Here is a 17,669-nt window from a genome sequence, read left to right on the forward strand (position 1 = left end):
CATGGAACTGCACATTACCGGCGACCCCGCCGCCGACCAACTGCTCAGCGATGATGCGTTCGCGCTTCTCATCGGCATGCTGCTCGACCAACAGGTGACCATGGAGTCGGCGTTTGCCGGACCCGAAAAGATCCGCGCGCGCATCGGGTCCATGTCCCCTGCCGCAATAGCCGAATATGACCCGGCAAGCTTCGTTGAGGTGTTCAAGGAGCGTCCGTCTGTCCACCGTTTCCCCGGCTCCATGGCCGGCCGCGTCCAGGATCTGGCCGCAGTCGTTCAGCGCGATTGGAATGGGGACGCAACTGCCATCTGGACCCGGGACGATCCCGACGGCCAGGAAGTGCTCCGTAGGTTGAAGGAATTGCCCGGCTTCGGAGAGCAAAAGGCAAAAATCTTCCTGGCACTGCTCGGCAAGCAGCGCGGACTCCAGGCACAAGGCTGGCGTGAGGCTGCCGGCGCCTACGGCCAAGAGAACGCATTTGTCTCTGTGGCCGACATCGTGGATCCGGAGTCGCTCAGAAAAGTGCGGGCGAACAAGCAAGCTGCCAAGGCCGCCATCAAGGCTGCGAAGGCATCCGGGCGCTGAGGAGCGCAGGGCGGGGCTTCGTTCCTGCCCATAACGTGAAACGCTTGCAGCATGGATCTCGAAGTGTTGCCCGGGCTCACGATTCCGGCGTCGGAACTCGGCTGGCGGTTCTCCCGCTCGTCAGGGCCAGGCGGTCAACATGTCAATACCTCGGACAGCCGCGTCGAACTGTCATGGAATGCCGCCGACTCCGCGGCGCTTTCCGACGACCAACGGCTGATGCTGTTCACGCGTCTTGGACCACGCCTCATCGCCGGGGTCATCACGGTGACCGCCTCCGAGCAGCGGTCCCAGTTACGCAATCGCGAGATCGCCTTGGCCAAACTCTCCCGCCTCGTAGCGGAGGCGCTTGCTCCCGAAGCCGCTGCCCGCCGGGCGAGCAAACCCACCCGGAGCTCGAAACGTCGGCACCGGGTCACAAAGGAGCACCGGTCGGCGACGAAACAACAACGAAAACGACCGTCCGCCGAGTAATACGGATTAGCGAATCCCGCTGTCAACAACCAGCGTGATGTGGACGGGAGTCTCCGAGATCACCACCGCCTCGGTAGCCGTCGACGCGTAACCGCCGACGTTGCTCGCTTTGATGACGTAATTGCCGTCAGGCAGCGTTAGATGGAAGGCGCCGGTGCCATCGGTCAGCGTCGAGCCCCGGGCAGCTTCCCCGTCCAAGGCGACAACCGCCGCCCCTGGGACGGGGCGCGGCGGACACTCCTGACCGACACGTTCGACGGGACACACCGGGGCGGTCAGGACAAAGCCGGTGACAACGCCGGAATGCCCAGTGCCCGGACCGCCCAGACTGGCGCACCCGGACAACCACAGGACCACCGCCATCAGGGCTACGACGAATCGCTTCACTTCACTCACTCACGAACATGTGTCCAATCAGGGAGGCGGCTGACCCCATTTCAGAGGTAGCTGCAGATCCGTTCGGCGTCGCACGCTTCCGGGTCCGCGGCGGCGGCGATGGCGTGGTATTCAGCGACGGTGGTGCGCAGTGCGACGAGTTCGGCGATCTGCGCGTCGAGGTCGGCCAGCTGGCCGGCCAGGAGGTCGCGCACATGGGTGCAAGGCGCACGGCCTGCGTCGCGCAGAATCAGGATTTCGCGGATCTGTGCAAGGGCCAGTCCCGCGGCGCGCCCGCGACGAATGAAGTCGAGCCTGTTGATGGCTTCGCCTGTGTAATCGCGATATCCGTTGGCGGTGCGCTTCGCAGCCGGCAGCAGCCCGTGCTCTTCATAGAATCTCAAGGCCTTGCTCGTCATACCCGCCGCTTGGGCGGCTTCACCGATTCGCACCATGCACCTCGTCTTCCCCATTGAACTCCCACTGTAGGGGACGGCGCTCATGGGGTGAAGAAGAGTCAGCGTAAGTACTCAGCGAATTCCATTTCGAAGTACCGCATCGCGCCGACGCCGATCACGGAGATTCTTCGTTTGCCGTCCTTGAACAAGGACACCGACGGGACTGAGCTGATGCCGAAGGCACCCGCGGTTTCGGGATTCTCATCGACATTGATTTTTACAACCTCGATTTTGTCGGCGTATTCGACCGCGAGCTGTTCCAGGACGGGAGAAAGCCTAGTGCAAGGTCCAGACCAATCCGCCCAGAATTCGACGACGACGGGCTTGGCTGACTTCAGCACGTCGGCGTCGAAAGACGCGTCAGTGACCTCCTTGTTTTTTGCCATGCTTTTCCCCTTATTGAATGGCCCGGGCTACTCCCCCACCCCAGCGGTTAGCTGCCACACCGGCTGGAGGCCGACCTGCGCTCCACCTTTGCACCTTCCCCTAGGGGAAAAGTCAAGGGGCGGACGATGACGGACTACGGCAGCCGGACTGGCGACTTGCTCGAAAAGCCATCAAGCTAGGTAGGGGGTAATGAGGGACGAACATACTCCCTCCGCACAGGAAGGCCCCGCAATTCCTAGCCCAAAACGTCCACTCAATCCATGGATCCGCACATACCTCAAGCGCAGTCACGCAGGCCGCCCAGATGCCAAAGGCCTCGGCGCTCTTAGACCCGTGGAGCCGGCCGCCAGGCGGGAGGGCAAACCCCTCCTCGGCGAAGATCAGGTTTATGTCATGAAGTACGGGGAGGAGTACCACCCGGCGTGGTGCCACATCGTTTCCGACAAATGGAGCACCGCCCCCAGGGGGCTGCTTGTGACCCTTTTGGCCGACGTCGGGACGCGGGCCAGGTGCCAGGAGTGCGATCGATCGCTAAAGTCAGTGACGGAATCCTTTGCGAAGGAACACGAAAGAAGCCCCGGGCCCGACCGGCAGCCTGACACGGCAATCCCGTTGCGAGTAGTCGGGTTCTCCCATGGAATCCTGTTCTTGGCGGCGGGTCCGAAATATCAGGAAGTCCTCAAGCAGACCGCGGTGGAGCCTGCGACCCCACTGCTCGTTGATGGTCGCCGGCACGGAATGCTGCTGAGGGTGGACGCATCCCGCCAAGAGCCACTCCTGGTTATCCAGATGGATCCCCGCGCCAAGTTCCGGAATGGCTCTTATCAGGTGCGCTTGCGCCTTCCGTTGCAGCGCTCGGCCACCAAACCCTACGCCGTGGACTTAGTTGAACCGGCGGCGCGGGCCAGGCACGCCGCGCAACCCCCGGTCGCTGACGACGTGGGACGTTGAGCCCGCACCAGTGGGGTCACCTCCGGACAGCCGTGGAAACCTGCTCGGTGAGGAACTCCTCCCAGGTTCTGCGCCCGACGGCCCTGTCCTCGGACAGGTTGGCGCCCGCTCGGATTGCCTTGGCGGCATGCCCCGGCATATGAACGGGGACGAGTAGGCGCCGCAGACCGGCTGCGGCGAGATAGGAGCGGATGAGCTCACCCATCGGGTAGCAGACCGGACCGGCGAGATCGGGCACAAGGCCAGCGGGCTGAGCGAGAGCGAGCTCGACGAGCCGGTCCGCGACCTCGCCAGCGTCCACCGGTTGGAACCGGAAGCCCTTCGGCACCGGAATGACCGGAAGCTTGGCCATGGCCCGCACGGTCAAGAGCGACAACTCGAAGAACTGCGTGGCGCGGAGGGTACTGAAGGGGATCCCGGACCCGGCCACGACCTCCTCCGCATCCCGTTTGGACGCGAAGTAGCCGAAAGCCGCACGGTCGAACCTACTCTTGACCGGGATCGTGTCGGCCCCCACGACCGAGATGAACACAAGGTGCGTCACGTCCGCTCGGGAAGCCGCGGCGACGAGGTGGCGCGCCTTGTCGCCGTCGCCCTTCTGGGTGCCCGCGCAATGCACCACGGTCCGGACACCGCTCAAGGCGGCTTCGATGCCGTCGCCGGTGTCGAGGTCACACTGCGCGAATTCGATGTCTTGCTCCGGTGGAGGGGCATGGCGTCCCGCCACGCGCACGGAGTAGCCCCCGCCCCGTAGGCGCGAAGCCACCAGCCGCCCTAGCGTGCCGGTTCCACCCGTCACCAAAATCGTCGAGTTCACGGCCGTTTCCCTTCGGATCGGCTCACGCCGGACCGCTGCCCGGCGGACCGCTGAGCACGGTGGGGACGTACTCGAGCAGTTGGAGCCGACCATCGAAGGTCCTGCTTTCCACCATCTCGAGCGAGACATCCGGATAGCCGTCGTAAATCCGCTCCCGACCGGTGCTGCCCGTGATCACCGGGAAAAGGACCACCCGGAACCTGTCCACGAGGCCAGCAGTCAGCAACGACCGGCACAGGCTCAGGCTCCCGAGAGTGCTCAGGGGCCCGGTCCGGGTCCGTTTCATCTCCGCCACGGCCTCGATCGCGTCCCCGGTGACCAGCTGCGAGTTCGGCCACGTCAAGGGAGCCTGCAGCGTGGAGGAGAAGACGACCTTCGGCACGGCGGCAAGGCCGGTCAGGGCGGCACCCTCATCCTCGGAGAATCCCGAGTCCTCGGCTGCGGCTTCCTCTGACATCCTGGACATAAGCCGGTAGGTCTTCGCCCCGAGAAGGAAGGTATAACCCTTCTCCCCCTCCTGCCCGAGCCACGCCAGGTATTCCGGAGCCTCCAGACCCCACCAGCCGGGCCATCCCTCGGCTGAGGCATACCCGTCCAAGGATATGATCAAGTCGACCATCAGGTTCGCTGATGACGCATCCGCCATTGTCTCGCCCATGCCCGTCTCCTCGAATATGATCGACGTCGGTTTCCCCCTGGGCCTCGGCCAAGGACAGCCGGGTCCCGTGGCGGCAATGCTAGCCCTGGAGCGAACAGAGGTTCAAGGGACCACTGTCCGGCCTTACGGCAGGTACTGAACAAGCCAATCCCTGGCGAGAATCGCCGCCGCCTCCAATGTTCCGGGTTCTTCGAAGAGATGGGTGGCCCCCGGGACAAGCTCGAGGCGGTTGGGGCAGCCCATCACGGCTTGCGCCCGGCGGTTGAGTTCGAGCACCCGGTGATCCGCACTCCCGACAATCAAGAGCGTCGGGGCCCGCACCATGGCAAGCCTCGCACCCGCCAGGTCCGGACGGCCTCCCCTCGAGACGACTGCGCTGATCTTCTCCCCGAGCTCGGCCGCCGCCCACAATGCGGCGCCGGCACCGGTACTCGCGCCGAAGTATCCCACGCTGCATGAGGCCGCGTCCGGCCTCCCGCTAAGCCATCCCGTTGCCGCGATCAACCTGCGCGCAAGCAGTTCGATGTTGAACACATTGGCACGATTGAGCTCCTCCCCTGGGCTGAGCAGGTCAAGCAGCAAGGTCCCCAGGCCAGCCCGCTGAAGCGTTGTGGCGACAAATCTATTTCTCGGGCTGTGGCGGCCGCTACCGCTCCCATGAGCGAACACCACCACTCCGGCAGCTGATCCGGACAAATGAAAGTGTCCTTGAAGCCACAACCCGTCAGCGGGAATATGGACCTCCTCGTCAAGGCCGCGGTCTTCCACGGTTGAAGAGGCATTTTGCAGGCGCTTGGCAGCGGCGGCGAGCAGCCACACCACCTCGTCGTCGCCCGTCGGCGAGAAATCACGGTAGTGGTAGCCGACAGCCGTAAGCCGCGGCGGCGTGGCAAGGCACACCACGTCGTCCGGTTCCGTCAGTCCCGCGAGGACGTCGGACGAGGCGACAGGAACGGCCAGTACCACCTTGGCGGCCCCCAAGTTCCGTGCAATCCGGCATGCCACCCTGGCGGTTGACCCCGTAGCGATCCCGTCATCGACGACGACGGCGATGCGGCCTTTCAAGTCAACGCGGCCCCGGCCGGCGCGAAACCTGGCCACCCGGTCCTCGAGGATGGCCCGCTCCCGCCGCTCAACAGCCCGCAGTTCTTCCTGTTTGACCCTTGTGGCTGCGAGGACGCTCCGCTCGAGCGCATATGTGCCGTCCTCCCCGATGGCGCCCATCGCGAGTTCGGGCTGGGACGGGACTCCCAGCTTCCGCACAACGATCACGTCCAGCGGCGCATCCAAGGCCGCTGCAACCTCAAAGGCCACCGGAACCCCGCCGCGTGGCACCCCTAGGATGACTGCCTCTTGACCACGCAGATGCGCCAGCCGCAGCCCCAACTGCCGTCCTGCATCAGCCCTGTCCTGAAAAATCCCCATCGTCGCGACATTCCCATCAAAGCCGCCGCGCTCCACGTCCAGACCGGAAAGCAGCAAGCAATACACGCGGGGCGGCCTCCTGATCCAACTATCCCCCACGAATCCGGACCACGCGAGGCCTTTCCGTGAAGAACGGCTCAAGCGGCACCCCTTGGGGTTCGACGCCGGTTTTCGCGTCCGTCGGTTGACTGGCACCAGGCGGCGAAGCGGCCCATCCTGATACCAAAGGCCTGCGACGTTGGAGGTGGAGAATGCGGATAGCCCTCCTCGGAGATGTCATGCTCGGTCGGCTGGTCAACGACGAGCTCAAGGTGGCTGCTACCGACTACCCTTGGGGCGATACCCTCCCGGTCCTCCGGCAGGCTGACATCCGATTCGCGAATCTGGAATGCGTTCTCGCGGACGACGGAACGCCTGCGGCCGGCAAGATGTACCACTTCCGCTCGGATGCAAGGAACGTGGAGAGCCTGCGCTCGGCGGGGATCGACGTGGTCTCGCTGGCCAACAACCATGTACTCGACTACGGAGTCGATGCGCTCTTGGAAATGCTGCCGACACTCGACGCGAACGGGATCCTGCATGCGGGGGCAGGGATCGACCTGGAATCTGCCCGCAGCCCGGCGGTCCGGCGGGCAGGACCCACTGCGGTCGGATTTATTGCTTTCACCGACAATGAACCGGGCTGGGAAGCAACCGCCCGAGCTCCAGGAACCTACTATGTCCCGGTCGACTCCGGTGACCGCCGGGTGAAGGATTTGCTGGACATGGTCCGTCGGACGAAAGACCACAGCCAGCTGCTGGTCGTTTCAGCACACTGGGGCGCCAATTGGGGGTCCAAGGTCCCGTCCGCGCACCAGAGCCTGGCCCGGGCGCTGATAGACGCGGGTTCCGACGTCGTGTTCGGCCATTCGGCCCACATATTCCGCGGCATCGAAATCTACAGGGGCCGGCCCATTGTCTACAGCGCCGGCGACTTTGTGGATGATTACGCGGTTGACCCGGACGAACGCAACGATCAGTCGTTCGTCTTCCTCCTGGAAACAGATGGAAACGTACCCAGCACGTTGCGCTTGCATCCGACGAACATCGCCCGCCTGCAAACCCGGCTGGCGAGCCGGAGCGCGGGGAAAATCGCCGAGCGGATGCAAAGGCTGAGCAGGCAGTTCGGCACCCGGAGCACGTGGATCGAGAGCGACCGAGTCTTGGAAATACCGATCGACGTGGTCTCATGATCGTGGATTGCTGCCGGCGTGGGAATCATGCCGGGTTCCCGTCCGTTCTTCCCCTTGATGACCTGCTTCGTAGGCAGGAACAGATACGACAGGAAGTTTGGGGACTGACCATGACGTTGAACGAAACCATAGCCCGGTTGCGGGCCGGACACCTCATGGTCCGCGACGCCCAGGAGTGGGACGAGCTTTCCATGGACCTAGGACGCGCTTACCGCAGCAACGACGACGAACTCATTGAACAACTGCAGCCACAGTTCCTGCAGTCATGGAGGACAGTCACAAGGTACGTCCTCCGCGACACCTTCGACGCAGCAGGTATAGCAGTCACCGACCCGAGCCATCCTTGGGGAATCGCAAGGCTCACCGCGAACGGAACGAGTTGCGAGCCACTCCTCTGCCACGCCGACGAAGCTAGCACCGATAGGGCAGAGGCCACCCACGGCGGAGTCCAACTTCTCAATTTCGCGGACGCAATGACCCATTATGCCGATTGCCTGACGCGCCTGTTCGACGAGCGGGACCCAGCGAATAGCTAGGTTTCGTACAAGCTCTTGCCTTCTCGCAGCGCGCGCCGAAAAATGGGGCCTGTGGGAATCATCGTGGTCGACTTGTTCAGTACCCTCGACGGGGTCTATCAGGCTCCAGGCGGGCCCGACGAAGATCGCGAGGGCGGCTTCGAGTTCGGCGGCTGGCAGGCACCATACTTCGACAAGGAGTCCGGCGAGGCGATAGGCGCGGGCATTGAACGCCTCGACGCGCTTCTGCTTGGGCGGAAGACGTACGACATCTTCGCTGGTTTCTGGCCCACCGCACCCGCCGACGACCCGATCGCGGCCCGGTTCAACACCGTGCCGAAATATGTCGCATCACACACAATCACTGACCCCTCTTGGGCCGGGACGACGGTGCTGACGGATGTCGCAACCGAGGTCCGCGGGATCCGCGAGCGCCACGACGAGACCCACGTCATCGGCAGCGGCGGCCTCTTTCAGACCCTCCTCGCCGAGGACCTCGTCGACCGGCTGAATCTCTGGCTGTACCCGGTGACTTTCGGCGCAGGCAAGCGGATCTTCCGGGAGGGTACGGTTCCCGCCGCCTTCACGCTCGCCCAGCCACCTCAAGCCTTCCCGAAGGGCGCGATCTGGCTCGTCTATGAGCGCGCGGGCGATGTGGTCACAGGCGTCGACATCGAGGCGGAGCGCGCGCAGACATGACAGCTGGTGGCGTGTGAGCGGAATCCCGTGGGTGCTGCACGTTGATCTCGACCAGTTCATCGCAGCGGTCGAAGTGCTCCGACGGCCGGAACTTGCGGGCAAGCCGATCATTGTCGGCGGTCGGGGCGACCCCACGGAACGGGCCGTGGTGTCGACCGCGTCATACGAAGCCAGGGCGTTCGGTGTGGGTTCCGGAATGCCCTTGCGCATTGCAGCCCGGAAAGTGCCCGACGCCGTAATCCTGCCCGTCGATCACGAGGCTTACCTCGAGGCGTCTGAAATGGTGATGGCTACCCTGCGCTCGCAGCCAGGAGCCACAGTACAGGTGCTGGGTTGGGATGAAGCCTTTGTCGGCGTCGAGGCGGAGGATCCGGAAGCCTACGCCCGGCAAGTGCAGGCGGCCGTCCTGGTGCGAACGCAACTGCATTGCAGCGTGGGCATCGGCGACACCTTGGTCCGGGCCAAGGTGGCCACTGGGTTCGGAAAGCCGGCCGGAGTCTTCCGCCTCACCGCAGGGAACTGGCTCGACGTCATGGGCAGCCGGCCCACCAAGGATCTGTGGGGCGTCGGCACCAGGGTGTCGGCCCGGCTAGCCAAACTCGGCATCAACACGGTCGCCGAACTTGCCGCCTCCAATCCCCAGGACCTGGTCCCGGAGTTCGGCCCCAGGATGGGTCCGTGGTACGCGCAGCTCGGACGAGGCGACGGCGCCAGCATTGTGGACGACACACCGTGGGTTGCCCGAGGACATAGCCGCGAGACCACCTTCCAGCAGGATCTGACGGACCCGACCCAAGTGGAGGACGCCGTGAGGGAGCTGGCAGCGCACGTCCTTGAGGATGTCGTGGCCGAAGGACGGCCCGTCATCGGGCTGACCCTGAAGGTCCGGTACGCGCCGTTCTTGACCACGACCCAGGGGAAGAAGATTCCGGAGACATTCGACCGGAACGAAATCCTCGCGCGGGCCTTGGACCTCGCAGCGGGAATCGAAGCGGGACGTCCGATCCGGCTCCTGGGCCTGCGGGCCGAAATGGCGATGCCCGACGATGCCCGAAAGGGACATACGCCCACCCGCGGCGGTTGGTGACGCCGTCGTTCCCCTTGGGCTTTGCCGTAGTGTCTGGACCCTGCCCGGCCGTTGCCCTATCGTTGGGGAACCGAGCACAGTCGGCTTGAGACTCCGCATCGGAGGTACATGATGGGCATCATCTCGTCTGGATTTCACGGAAGACGGCAGACCGGCAATCCAGCGTTGCCACCGGGCCAATACGAGACCGCCAGCTTCCCGGTCCTTACCGCCGGCCCCGCTCCCCGGATCCCGACTGACGAGTGGGAATTCTTCATCAGCACCGAGTCAGGGCAGCGTCACGCGTGGTCCTGGGACACATTCATGGCATTGCCCCAGATGGACATCCATACGGATATCCACTGCGTGACCAGCTGGTCCAAGCTGGGCACCACGTGGCGCGGGGTGTCCCTGGACACTCTGTTTGAGGACGTGGAAACAAACTGCAGGTTCACGATGGCCCACTCCTACGGGGGATACACCACCAACGTCCCGCTCCCGGACCTTCTTGGCGGCAGGGCGTGGGTGGCTTGGGAATTCGACGGTGAGCCACTTGAACGTGCCCATGGCGGACCTGCCCGCCTCCTGGTCCCGCATTTGTACTTTTGGAAGAGCGCAAAGTGGATCAATGGCATCGAGTTGACGCAGGATGACGTTCCTGGTTTCTGGGAGTCCAACGGGTACCACATCCACGGCGATCCGTGGCGGGAGGAGCGCTACTCATGAGGTGCGCCGGATGAGCACGCTATGGCGAGTGGCCGACGTCGTCAGCAGCATACCCGAAACGGAAACCGCGCGAACCATCGGCCTGCGGGTGAACGGCTTGAACGGCAACCTCGCCGGACAGCACATCGACATTCGCCTCACGGCCGACGACGGTTACACGGCCGTGCGCTCGTACTCCGTGTCCAGGGCAGACATGGAAGAAACCTTGGAGATCACGGTTGACGAATTGGCCAACGGCGAAGTCTCCCCCTATCTGGTCAGGGAACTGGCGGTCGGAGACCAGTTGGAGATCCGAGGACCAGTCGGTGGCTGGTTCGTCTGGAAACCAACGGACACAAACCCCGTTCAGTTGATTGCCGGAGGATCCGGCATCGTACCGCTCATGTCCATGATCCGAGCACACCATGCATCGGAAAATCCGGCGCAGTTCCGGCTGCTGTATTCGCTCAAGTCACCCGAAGCAGGGTTTTATCGGGAAGAACTCCAAACCTTGGGCCAGGAATCCCGCAAGCTCACTATCGACTACGTGTACACACGCAAGGCGCCGGAGGGTTGGCCGAATACTCCGCAACGGCTCACGGCAGAAACCCTGCTGGCCAACATCCTGCCGACGGACGCCGTCCCGGACATCTTCATATGTGGCCAGACGGTCTTCGTGGAAACGGTCGCGGAATGGCTCGTGCAGGCGGGATATCCGGCTGCCTCGATCAAGACCGAACGCTTCGGCGGAACGGGAGGAACCCGGTGAGTGGCAACAACGGCTCCGATTCCCCGGGCACTAAAGATCCGGGCTTCGAGGATCAGGACATCGCCGGAATCCCAGGCAACGCAATACCGCATCTGGACGGAAACGCAGTGGCAGGACCGCTGTGGGAACTGTTCCGCTTCGATATCGTCGCAGCGATCGGACAGTGCAAGCACTGCGGCGCGGTCCGCGTCTTCGGGGAGACGAAGGTGTATGTGGACGCTCCGGGCATCGTTGTCCGCTGCGCGTCCTGCGAGGGCGTGCTGCTCCGCCTCGTGGAGACTCCCACGCGGTACTGGCTCGATGTAAGCGGACTCAGCTATCTGCAGATCGACCGCGAGCGCTAAGGTAACATCCGACTGTCCCGGCAGCCCCGTTCCGGACACGTAAGGATTCCACCCGCGACGCCGGACGCCGGCGTTGGCATGATGGGGTCATGTCAACGCTGCCCGAACCCCACGCAGAACCCCCCTTGGAACCCCGTCCCCGGATCGGGATCGTTGGCGGCACCGGCCTGTACAAGCTGCCCGGGGCCGTCGTGCTCAGCACGCTGGACGTCCCGACGCCGTTCGGGCCTCCCTCCAGTCCCGTGACGGTCGCCCGGCTCGCCGCACCGGACGGCCCCGGCGACGACGGCGGGCCGGTGGTCGCATTCTTGAGCCGGCACGGCCGGGGGCACAGCGTTGCCCCGCAGCAGATCAACTACCGCGCAAACCTCTGGGCCCTCAAGAGCCTCGGCGTGGAGGCTGTTGTGTCCTCCGCGGCCGTGGGCGGACTGGTTTCCAGCCACGGAACCGGCACTTTTGCCGTACCGGACCAGGTCGTGGACAAAACCTGGGGCCGGGCGGACACGTTCTACGACGGCTCGCTGCCCACCGGGGTGCAGCACCTGCCCGCTGCCGAGCCCTACAGCGTCCCATTGCGCGCGGCACTCATCGCCGCCCTGGAGCGCCAAGGGGAAGACTTCGCCGCGTCGGGCACCGTGGCCGTCATCAATGGTCCGCGCTTCTCCACCAAGGCCGAGTCCGCGGCACTGGTTCAGTCCGGCGCGCATTTGATCAGCATGACCCAGTACCCGGAGCCGATGCTCGCGGCGGAGTTGAACATGCACTTCGCGGCGCTGGCATTCATTACCGACGCCGACACGGGGCACGACGGCTCCGAGCCAGTGACGGCGGAACTGGTGCTGGGCCGCCTGGCAGCCGCGCAGCCACGGATCTTCGCGGTGTTGTCGGACGCAGTGCGGACAGTGTCCGCGGGGCTGACCGGCGCTGAGCCAGCGGACGACGACGGAATATGGCGGATGGCGCTCATGCCGGCTACGGCGGTGGCCACCGTGATGGGCGCCGCCGGCCCCGTCCGCCCCCGCGCGGGACGAAAAGTGCAGTGAGGATTCTGGTCACCGGTGGTGCCGGTTTCATAGGCAGCCATGTCGTCGAAGCCGCCGTGGCCCGCGGCTGGGAGGTCCGGGTCCTGGATTCATTGGATCCGGCAGTGCACCCGGTTCGGCCGCCTGGACTTCCCGGAGTGCCCCTGTTCGTGGGCGACGTCGGAGACCCGGCCGCGGTGGCAGAGGCGCTCGCGGGAGTCGACGTCGTCGTTCACCAGGGCGCCAAAGTGGGCCTTGGCGTGGACTTCTTCGACGCTCCGGACTACGTCCGAAACAATGACCTGGCCACGGCTGTGCTCCTGGCAGGCATGGCGGCCTCCGGCATCGGCAAGCTTGTCCTGGCTTCCTCCATGGTGGTCTACGGTGAAGGCGCCTACACCGATTCAGCAGGCAGGCCGGTGCGCCCCGGCCCGCGCCGGGTGGAGGATCTGGAGCACGGAATCTTTGACCCCCGCGACCCTGCCACCGGCGAGCTGCTGTTGCCCGCTCTGGTCAGCGAAGACGCGGCCATGGATCCGCGGAACGTCTATGCAGCCTCAAAATTGGCGCAGGAGAACCTCGCTTCCGCGTGGGCGCGCTCAACCGGAGGCTCCGCCATCGCCCTCCGGTACCACAACGTCTACGGTCCCCGGATGCCCAAAAACACCCCCTACGCGGGCGTGGCCAGCCTGTTCCGCTCTGCACTGGCCCGCAGGGAGGCAGTGCGAGTGTTCGAGGATGGCTGGCAGCGCCGCAGTTTCATCCATGTAGGAGATGCTGCTGAGGCAAATCTGTTGTCCATTGACGCATTGGCGGGAGGCCGGGTTGCCTCGGGCAGCCTGAGGGCATACAACATCGGCGCCTCCGAGGTCCACACCGTAGGGCAGGTGGCGGCGGTCCTGAGTTCTTTTGCCGGGGGCCCCCAGCCGGTGGTCACAGGCGAATTCCGGCTAGGCGACGTCCGACATATCACCGCCAGCTCGGCCCGGGCCCGGGCCGAGCTGGGCTGGTTCCCGAGGCATGGTTTCGAGGACGGAATGCGGGAGTTCTCTACTGCACCGCTACGCGGGGATCAAAGCTAGGCTGCCGGCGGCCAAAAGTCCCGGTTCCGTAAGGATTTCCGCCTGTCGCACCGGGCCTGCGGATTCTACGGTCAAAGGGTGGAGAAAAAGCAAAGCGGTGCACGCGGTTCGCACGATCGAATCGGCGTTCCCAGCATCCCAAACGGACCGGAGGACGACGGCGGGGGTTCAGCCGCCGCGCTGGTAGACGTGGTGTTGCCATGCCTCAACGAGCGTTCGGCCCTTCCCAAGGTGCTGGGGGCCTTGCCACCCGGATATCGCGCGATCGTCGTGGACAACGGATCAACCGACGGCTCCGGTGCCCTGGCCGAGAGCCTGGGCGCCACTGTTGTCGACGAAGCGAGGCGCGGCTTTGGCGCGGCAGCACATGCCGGACTCCTGGTGGCCACGGCCGAGTTTGTGGCCTTTTGCGATTGCGATGGTTCGTTGGACCCTGCCCAACTGGCCCCGATGCTGGAGCTCGTGCGCACCGGCCGTGCCGATCTGGTGTTGGGTGCACGGCGTCCGGCCCGCGGTGCCTGGCCGATCCACGCCCGGCTGGCCAACATGGCCCTGAGCCGGCGGTTGCGCCGGCTAACGGGCATCCCCGTCACTGACCTTGGCCCCCTTAGGCTTGCTCGGCGCAGCGCACTCCTCGGCCTGGACCTGAGGGACCGGCGCAGCGGCTACCCGCTGGAGATGTTCCTCAAAGCGCACCGCGACGGCTGGCGTGTGGCCGAAGTTCCGGTCGACTATGCGCCGCGGCTAGGAAAGTCCAAAGTCACGGGGACACTCCGCGGAACCGTCACTGCGCTCAAAGACATGGGGACCCAGTTGGCCGCCGCATCGCAGCGGACTCAGGCGACGAAGGGCGGCGGACCAGCGGCGGGTCCCCATGGAGCGACGCCGTGAATCTCACCATCGCCGTCATTGCCAAAGAATGCATCCCGGGCAGGGTCAAGACGCGACTCACTCCCCCGCTCACTCCAGAGGAGGCCGCAGCCCTGGCCCAGACAAGCCTGAGCCAGACGTTGGAAACAGTGCGGTCCCTTCCCGCGGCCCGGCGTTTGCTGGTGTTTGACGGCTCCCCGCGCCAAGGGGACGCTGCTGGTTTTGAAGTATTCGCCCAGAGTGCCGGAGGCCTTGACGAACGGCTGGCGGCTATCTGTTCGCTGACGGCCGGACCGCTGTTGATCCTGGGCATGGACACGCCCCAGCTATGCGGGGACCAGTTGGCCCCGCTCCTGGCAGACTGGGCAACTCCCGCTCCGGTGCCGCATCGCGGCGCGTGGTTCGGCCCGGCGTCGGACGGTGGCTTTTGGGCGTTGGGACTGTACCGACCCGACGGCGGTCTGCTCCGCGGGGTGGACATGTCCACCCCGCAAACGGGAGCGCACCAATTGGCCCGGCTGGCCTGCGCTGGCCTGGACGTGGGGCTGCTGCCCGTCCTGAGGGATGTGGACTACTTTTCCGATGCCTTCGCTGCCTCCCGGGAGTGTGGCGGAACCCCGTTTGCCCTCGCAGTGGAGCGCCTGGCCACGGGGCGGCCAGCGGCCGGCGTGCCGGCTGAGGCCCCGTCCGCGGCCGCACCCACCCGAAGGGTTGCCCCGTGATGAGCACCCAGGCAGTCCCCAAGGGTCCCCGCGCCCGGGCAGACGGTTCTGCAGCGGGGATGGGCCCGCTAGCTTTGTTTGGCCAAGCTCTATTCGGACAGGGCGGGCACGAACCTTACGCCCGTAGCCTGCCCCTCGGCCAGGGGCGCCTGACGCTGCGTCCGGAATCTCCTTGGCACGAAACCATCGGGCGCGTCCACTTCAACATGCTCGGTTGGTCGGGCCCCGCCACGGCAGACGAACGCGAACTGCTTCGCACCCTCCGCGGGCCCGTTCTCGATGTGGGCTGCGGCCCAGGCCGGATGCTTGAGGCCGCCCGGGAACTGGGGCTGGCCTCCATGGGCATCGATTCGAGCCCAGCCGCGGTGGCGCTGGCCACCGACCGCGGCGGCGCGGCCATCCTCGGCTCCATCTTTGACCCCGTCCCGCACGAGCGGGGCTGGGGTTCGGCCCTGTTGCTGGATGGCAACATCGGCATCGGCGGAAACATCCGGATGCTGCTTGAGCGTGTTGCCTCACTGCTCGCGCCGGGCGGGCACGTACTGGCTGAGGCCGAAGCCCCGGACTTCCTCGATGTGGCCTACCTGGCTGTGCTGGAGGATTCAGACGGACGCGCCAGCGCGGCCTTTCCCTGGGCCCGCGCCGGGTCGAAAGCGCTCGCTTTCCACGCGGCGCGGGCGGGGCTGGATGCCGTGGCCACCCGGACCGTTCAGAACCGGGTCTTTCTGACCTTGGAACGGCGGCCGTAAAGTCCGACGGCGGCCACGACAACCGCCGCGGCCACTGCCAGAACCAGCCAAAAGACACCCAAGGCCAGCGTATAGTCGCCCTGCAGGACGGTGCCGTTGGCGCCACTGCCCTGACCCCCTGGCTGAAGCACCTGCTGGGCGCGGATCAGCGGGGCTGCCACCAGGGTCACCACCGCCCCCACCAAAAGGGCCCCGCGCACTATCTCCTGTTGAACTGGGCCCAGTCCATACGTCAGCCGCGACAAGCCGCCGCCGGCCAGCGTTGTTAGCGGGACCAGCACGCCGTCGTGCACCAATAACGCCACGGCAAGCCAGGCCGCCACACCGATCAGCTGCATAGGCGGCACGTTCGCCAGGAATCCGAAGACGGCATAGCCGAGGGCAGCCAGGCCCAGGGCGCCCAGGGCTGCCCGCACCCACCAGACAGTCCTGTGTTCACCGGGCGCCGACGGAGTCACCAAAGGGAGCCGCATCAGATCACCTCCACTTTGTGCACCCATTTGGTCTGCAGGACTCCGGGACGGCCGGGGGCGATGATCCGTGCCGGATAGCCATGGTCGAGGTCAAGTGGTTCGCCGTTGAGCTCGAGCGCCAGCAACGTCTGCTCGTCCTGGCTGTACGCGGCAGGCATGAAGGAGCGACCGTAAACGCCGCCCTTCTCCATACTGGAAATCTGCAGCTCGGCATCCGTCGGTGCGCCCACCGTCGCCATCAGGTCCCTGATTCGGACACCGCGCCACTGGGCTCCTTGGCTCCAGCCCTCCACGCACGCGATGGGCAATCCATAGCTGTACTGCGGCAAGGCCGCCAGCTGCGCCAGAGTGAACGTCTTCTGCACCGATCCCGAGGACACGGTCAGCACCCAGTCAGGGGCCAGCGCGGCATCTGCCACACCCGCCTGGGCTGCGGTCCTGTTGATGGGTACGCCTTGCGGGCCCGAGTCCATTCGTCGCGGCGCAAAGAGGTTCAAGCCTGACAGCCAGGCGAACGACTGGCCCGCCGTCGCCAGTACGACGACGCCGGTCCCGGCGGTGATTGCCGCCAGGAACCCCCTGCGGCTCCAGCCGTGCCCGGTTCCGGGCTTCACGGCAGCCGGATCGGTTTTGCCCGCCGGCACTCCCCTCTCCGTGTCCGCGGCGATAGCGGCCTCGTCCGATCGGCGGCTCCAATGGGCCAGGATGAGGGGCATCTTGACAGCGATATGAAGCGCCAAGGACCCGATGATGACCCAGGCCAGCCAATAGTGGACATCCCTGAAGGAAAACGGCCAAGGATACCACTGAAAAGTGTTGAGCAATCCGATGGTGACTTCCACCAGCGAAGAAGCCACAAAGAGCGCAATCGAGGCCCGTTCGAGTGCGTGCACCACGGACTTTAGCGGCGGCCAGCGCAAGAGTTCGGGATACACGGACCATAGCTTGGCGGCCAATAGAGGGACGGAAGCTATCCCGGTGGCGACGTGGATACCCTGCGTAGCCACGTAAAGCCACACGGGACGGGTAAGGAAAAGCATCCAATCTGGCGGATCCTGCAGAAGGTGGCTGAACAGCCCGGTCAAGAAGCAAACGGTAAAGGCAAGGCCGAGCCAACGGCCAAGCACTACTGTAAGCCGCCTGCTGCGCAAGGGCGAGGAGAACCGTCCGTTCACCGCTTCCATCCGCTGTTGGAGGAAAGTGGTCAATCTGTCCATACCTCGATCAGACCACCAAGACCCTCCCGTCGTCCCGGTCCAGACCTTACGAAAGGCAAACGGTCCCTTGGAT

The 17,669-nt window shown here is 65.1% G+C and carries 23 protein-coding genes; 15 read left to right on the forward strand and 8 right to left on the reverse strand.

The window, feature by feature from the left end; genetic code table 11:
* Position 1: 1 nt before the first annotated feature.
* Both QRN52_RS08715 and arfB read left to right on the forward strand, forming a co-directional pair.
* Entirely contained in the window at positions 2–586 is a 585-nt protein-coding gene (locus QRN52_RS08715) for an HhH-GPD-type base excision DNA repair protein (protein WP_284752336.1), read from the forward strand.
* Positions 587–637: 51 nt separating this feature from the next.
* Positions 638–1,060: an alternative ribosome rescue aminoacyl-tRNA hydrolase ArfB gene (arfB, locus tag QRN52_RS08720; RefSeq protein ID WP_284752337.1), complete on the forward strand. Its 423-nt coding sequence runs from the start codon at positions 638–640 to the stop codon at positions 1,058–1,060.
* A 6-nt stretch (positions 1,061–1,066) separates the two neighbouring features.
* On the opposite strand, the gene QRN52_RS08725 is transcribed toward arfB, so the two are convergent.
* The 3 genes from QRN52_RS08725 to trxA form a co-directional block, all read right to left on the reverse strand.
* Complete coding sequence (locus tag QRN52_RS08725; RefSeq protein WP_284752338.1) at positions 1,067–1,456, reverse strand: carboxypeptidase-like regulatory domain-containing protein; 390 nt, start codon at positions 1,454–1,456, stop codon at positions 1,067–1,069.
* Positions 1,457–1,497: 41 nt separating this feature from the next.
* On the reverse strand, positions 1,498–1,887 hold the full coding sequence (locus tag QRN52_RS08730) for a heavy metal-responsive transcriptional regulator (RefSeq protein WP_284752371.1): 390 nt from the start codon (positions 1,885–1,887) through the stop codon (positions 1,498–1,500).
* A gap of 65 nt (positions 1,888–1,952) precedes the next feature.
* Positions 1,953–2,279, reverse strand: a complete 327-nt coding sequence (gene trxA, locus QRN52_RS08735; RefSeq protein ID WP_284752339.1) for a thioredoxin — start codon at positions 2,277–2,279, stop codon at positions 1,953–1,955.
* 394 nt (positions 2,280–2,673) lie between these two features.
* Between trxA and QRN52_RS08740 the strand changes: the two genes are divergently transcribed.
* The gene (locus QRN52_RS08740; RefSeq protein WP_284752340.1) at positions 2,674–3,231 is read left to right on the forward strand and encodes a hypothetical protein; all 558 of its coding nucleotides are present in this window, start codon (positions 2,674–2,676) and stop codon (positions 3,229–3,231) included.
* A 16-nt stretch (positions 3,232–3,247) separates the two neighbouring features.
* On the opposite strand, the gene QRN52_RS08745 is transcribed toward QRN52_RS08740, so the two are convergent.
* From QRN52_RS08745 to QRN52_RS08755, 3 genes are all read right to left on the reverse strand, one after another.
* On the reverse strand, positions 3,248–4,048 hold the full coding sequence (locus QRN52_RS08745; RefSeq protein ID WP_284752341.1) for an SDR family oxidoreductase: 801 nt from the start codon (positions 4,046–4,048) through the stop codon (positions 3,248–3,250).
* Positions 4,049–4,070: 22 nt separating this feature from the next.
* Positions 4,071–4,706 carry a dihydrofolate reductase family protein gene (locus QRN52_RS08750; RefSeq protein WP_284752342.1) on the reverse strand — a complete coding sequence of 212 codons (636 nt, stop codon included), beginning with the start codon at positions 4,704–4,706 and terminating at the stop codon, positions 4,071–4,073.
* A gap of 123 nt (positions 4,707–4,829) precedes the next feature.
* Positions 4,830–6,131 carry a phosphoribosyltransferase family protein gene (locus QRN52_RS08755; RefSeq protein ID WP_284752343.1) on the reverse strand — a complete coding sequence of 434 codons (1,302 nt, stop codon included), beginning with the start codon at positions 6,129–6,131 and terminating at the stop codon, positions 4,830–4,832.
* 251 nt (positions 6,132–6,382) lie between these two features.
* On the opposite strand from QRN52_RS08755, the gene QRN52_RS08760 reads away from it, so the two are divergent.
* The 12 genes from QRN52_RS08760 (at position 6,383) to QRN52_RS08815 (ending at position 15,906) form a co-directional block, all read left to right on the forward strand.
* Complete coding sequence (locus QRN52_RS08760) at positions 6,383–7,363, forward strand: CapA family protein (protein WP_284752344.1); 981 nt, start codon at positions 6,383–6,385, stop codon at positions 7,361–7,363.
* Positions 7,364–7,473: 110 nt separating this feature from the next.
* Positions 7,474–7,899: a hypothetical protein gene (locus tag QRN52_RS08765; protein WP_284752345.1), complete on the forward strand. Its 426-nt coding sequence runs from the start codon at positions 7,474–7,476 to the stop codon at positions 7,897–7,899.
* A gap of 51 nt (positions 7,900–7,950) precedes the next feature.
* On the forward strand, positions 7,951–8,577 hold the full coding sequence (locus QRN52_RS08770) for a dihydrofolate reductase family protein (protein ID WP_284752346.1): 627 nt from the start codon (positions 7,951–7,953) through the stop codon (positions 8,575–8,577).
* Positions 8,578–8,590: 13 nt separating this feature from the next.
* Positions 8,591–9,664: a DNA polymerase IV gene (locus tag QRN52_RS08775; RefSeq protein ID WP_502869701.1), complete on the forward strand. Its 1,074-nt coding sequence runs from the start codon at positions 8,591–8,593 to the stop codon at positions 9,662–9,664.
* A 111-nt stretch (positions 9,665–9,775) separates the two neighbouring features.
* The gene (locus QRN52_RS08780) at positions 9,776–10,369 is read left to right on the forward strand and encodes a sulfite oxidase-like oxidoreductase (protein ID WP_284752373.1); all 594 of its coding nucleotides are present in this window, start codon (positions 9,776–9,778) and stop codon (positions 10,367–10,369) included.
* A gap of 10 nt (positions 10,370–10,379) precedes the next feature.
* Positions 10,380–11,117: an FAD-binding oxidoreductase gene (locus tag QRN52_RS08785; protein ID WP_284752347.1), complete on the forward strand. Its 738-nt coding sequence runs from the start codon at positions 10,380–10,382 to the stop codon at positions 11,115–11,117.
* Positions 11,114–11,461: a DUF6510 family protein gene (locus tag QRN52_RS08790; RefSeq protein ID WP_284752348.1), complete on the forward strand. Its 348-nt coding sequence runs from the start codon at positions 11,114–11,116 to the stop codon at positions 11,459–11,461. The genes QRN52_RS08785 and QRN52_RS08790 overlap by 4 nt, the downstream gene beginning before the upstream one ends.
* Before the next feature lie 89 nt (positions 11,462–11,550).
* Positions 11,551–12,504 carry an MTAP family purine nucleoside phosphorylase gene (locus QRN52_RS08795; protein ID WP_284752349.1) on the forward strand — a complete coding sequence of 318 codons (954 nt, stop codon included), beginning with the start codon at positions 11,551–11,553 and terminating at the stop codon, positions 12,502–12,504.
* Entirely contained in the window at positions 12,501–13,565 is a 1,065-nt protein-coding gene (locus QRN52_RS08800; protein ID WP_284752350.1) for an NAD-dependent epimerase/dehydratase family protein, read from the forward strand. The genes QRN52_RS08795 and QRN52_RS08800 overlap by 4 nt, the downstream gene beginning before the upstream one ends.
* 78 nt (positions 13,566–13,643) lie before the next feature.
* Positions 13,644–14,456 (forward strand): glycosyltransferase family 2 protein, encoded by an 813-nt coding sequence (locus QRN52_RS08805; protein ID WP_350225140.1) that lies wholly within the window; start codon positions 13,644–13,646, stop codon positions 14,454–14,456.
* Positions 14,453–15,157, forward strand: a complete 705-nt coding sequence (locus tag QRN52_RS08810) for a TIGR04282 family arsenosugar biosynthesis glycosyltransferase (RefSeq protein WP_284752351.1) — start codon at positions 14,453–14,455, stop codon at positions 15,155–15,157. Before QRN52_RS08805 ends, QRN52_RS08810 begins: the two co-directional genes overlap by 4 nt.
* The gene (locus QRN52_RS08815) at positions 15,157–15,906 is read left to right on the forward strand and encodes a methyltransferase domain-containing protein (protein ID WP_284752352.1); all 750 of its coding nucleotides are present in this window, start codon (positions 15,157–15,159) and stop codon (positions 15,904–15,906) included. Before QRN52_RS08810 ends, QRN52_RS08815 begins: the two co-directional genes overlap by 1 nt.
* Here QRN52_RS08815 and QRN52_RS08820 read toward each other — a convergent pair.
* Entirely contained in the window at positions 15,867–16,379 is a 513-nt protein-coding gene (locus QRN52_RS08820) for a hypothetical protein (RefSeq protein ID WP_284752353.1), read from the reverse strand. The two genes, QRN52_RS08815 and QRN52_RS08820, sit on opposite strands and share 40 nt — an antisense overlap.
* A complete protein-coding gene (locus QRN52_RS08825; protein ID WP_284752354.1) occupies positions 16,379–17,596 on the reverse strand; it encodes a molybdopterin-dependent oxidoreductase in 1,218 nt (405 codons plus the stop codon). Before QRN52_RS08825 ends, QRN52_RS08820 begins: the two co-directional genes overlap by 1 nt.
* Positions 17,597–17,669: the final 73 nt, after the last annotated feature.

The organism is Arthrobacter sp. efr-133-R2A-120 (assembly GCF_030209835.1).
Classification (GTDB): Bacteria; Actinomycetota; Actinomycetes; order Actinomycetales; family Micrococcaceae; genus Arthrobacter.

Bases quoted from the DNA above. Each gene is read 5' to 3' on its own strand.
- QRN52_RS08765 (WP_284752345.1), top strand. From the start codon at position 7,474: ATGACGTTGAACGAAACCATAGCCCGGTTGCGGGCCGGACACCTCATG.
- QRN52_RS08825 (WP_284752354.1), bottom strand. From the start codon at position 17,596: ATGGACAGATTGACCACTTTCCTCCAACAGCGGATGGAAGCGGTGAAC.
- QRN52_RS08750 (WP_284752342.1), bottom strand. From the start codon at position 4,706: ATGGGCGAGACAATGGCGGATGCGTCATCAGCGAACCTGATGGTCGAC.
- QRN52_RS08785 (WP_284752347.1), top strand. From the start codon at position 10,380: ATGAGCACGCTATGGCGAGTGGCCGACGTCGTCAGCAGCATACCCGAA.
- arfB (WP_284752337.1), top strand. From the start codon at position 638: ATGGATCTCGAAGTGTTGCCCGGGCTCACGATTCCGGCGTCGGAACTC.
- QRN52_RS08740 (WP_284752340.1), top strand. From the start codon at position 2,674: ATGAAGTACGGGGAGGAGTACCACCCGGCGTGGTGCCACATCGTTTCC.
- QRN52_RS08815 (WP_284752352.1), top strand. From the start codon at position 15,157: ATGAGCACCCAGGCAGTCCCCAAGGGTCCCCGCGCCCGGGCAGACGGT.
- QRN52_RS08795 (WP_284752349.1), top strand. From the start codon at position 11,551: ATGTCAACGCTGCCCGAACCCCACGCAGAACCCCCCTTGGAACCCCGT.
- QRN52_RS08755 (WP_284752343.1), bottom strand. From the start codon at position 6,131: ATGGGGATTTTTCAGGACAGGGCTGATGCAGGACGGCAGTTGGGGCTG.
- QRN52_RS08715 (WP_284752336.1), top strand. From the start codon at position 2: ATGGAACTGCACATTACCGGCGACCCCGCCGCCGACCAACTGCTCAGC.
- QRN52_RS08760 (WP_284752344.1), top strand. From the start codon at position 6,383: ATGCGGATAGCCCTCCTCGGAGATGTCATGCTCGGTCGGCTGGTCAAC.
- QRN52_RS08780 (WP_284752373.1), top strand. From the start codon at position 9,776: ATGGGCATCATCTCGTCTGGATTTCACGGAAGACGGCAGACCGGCAAT.
- QRN52_RS08820 (WP_284752353.1), bottom strand. From the start codon at position 16,379: ATGCGGCTCCCTTTGGTGACTCCGTCGGCGCCCGGTGAACACAGGACT.
- trxA (WP_284752339.1), bottom strand. From the start codon at position 2,279: ATGGCAAAAAACAAGGAGGTCACTGACGCGTCTTTCGACGCCGACGTG.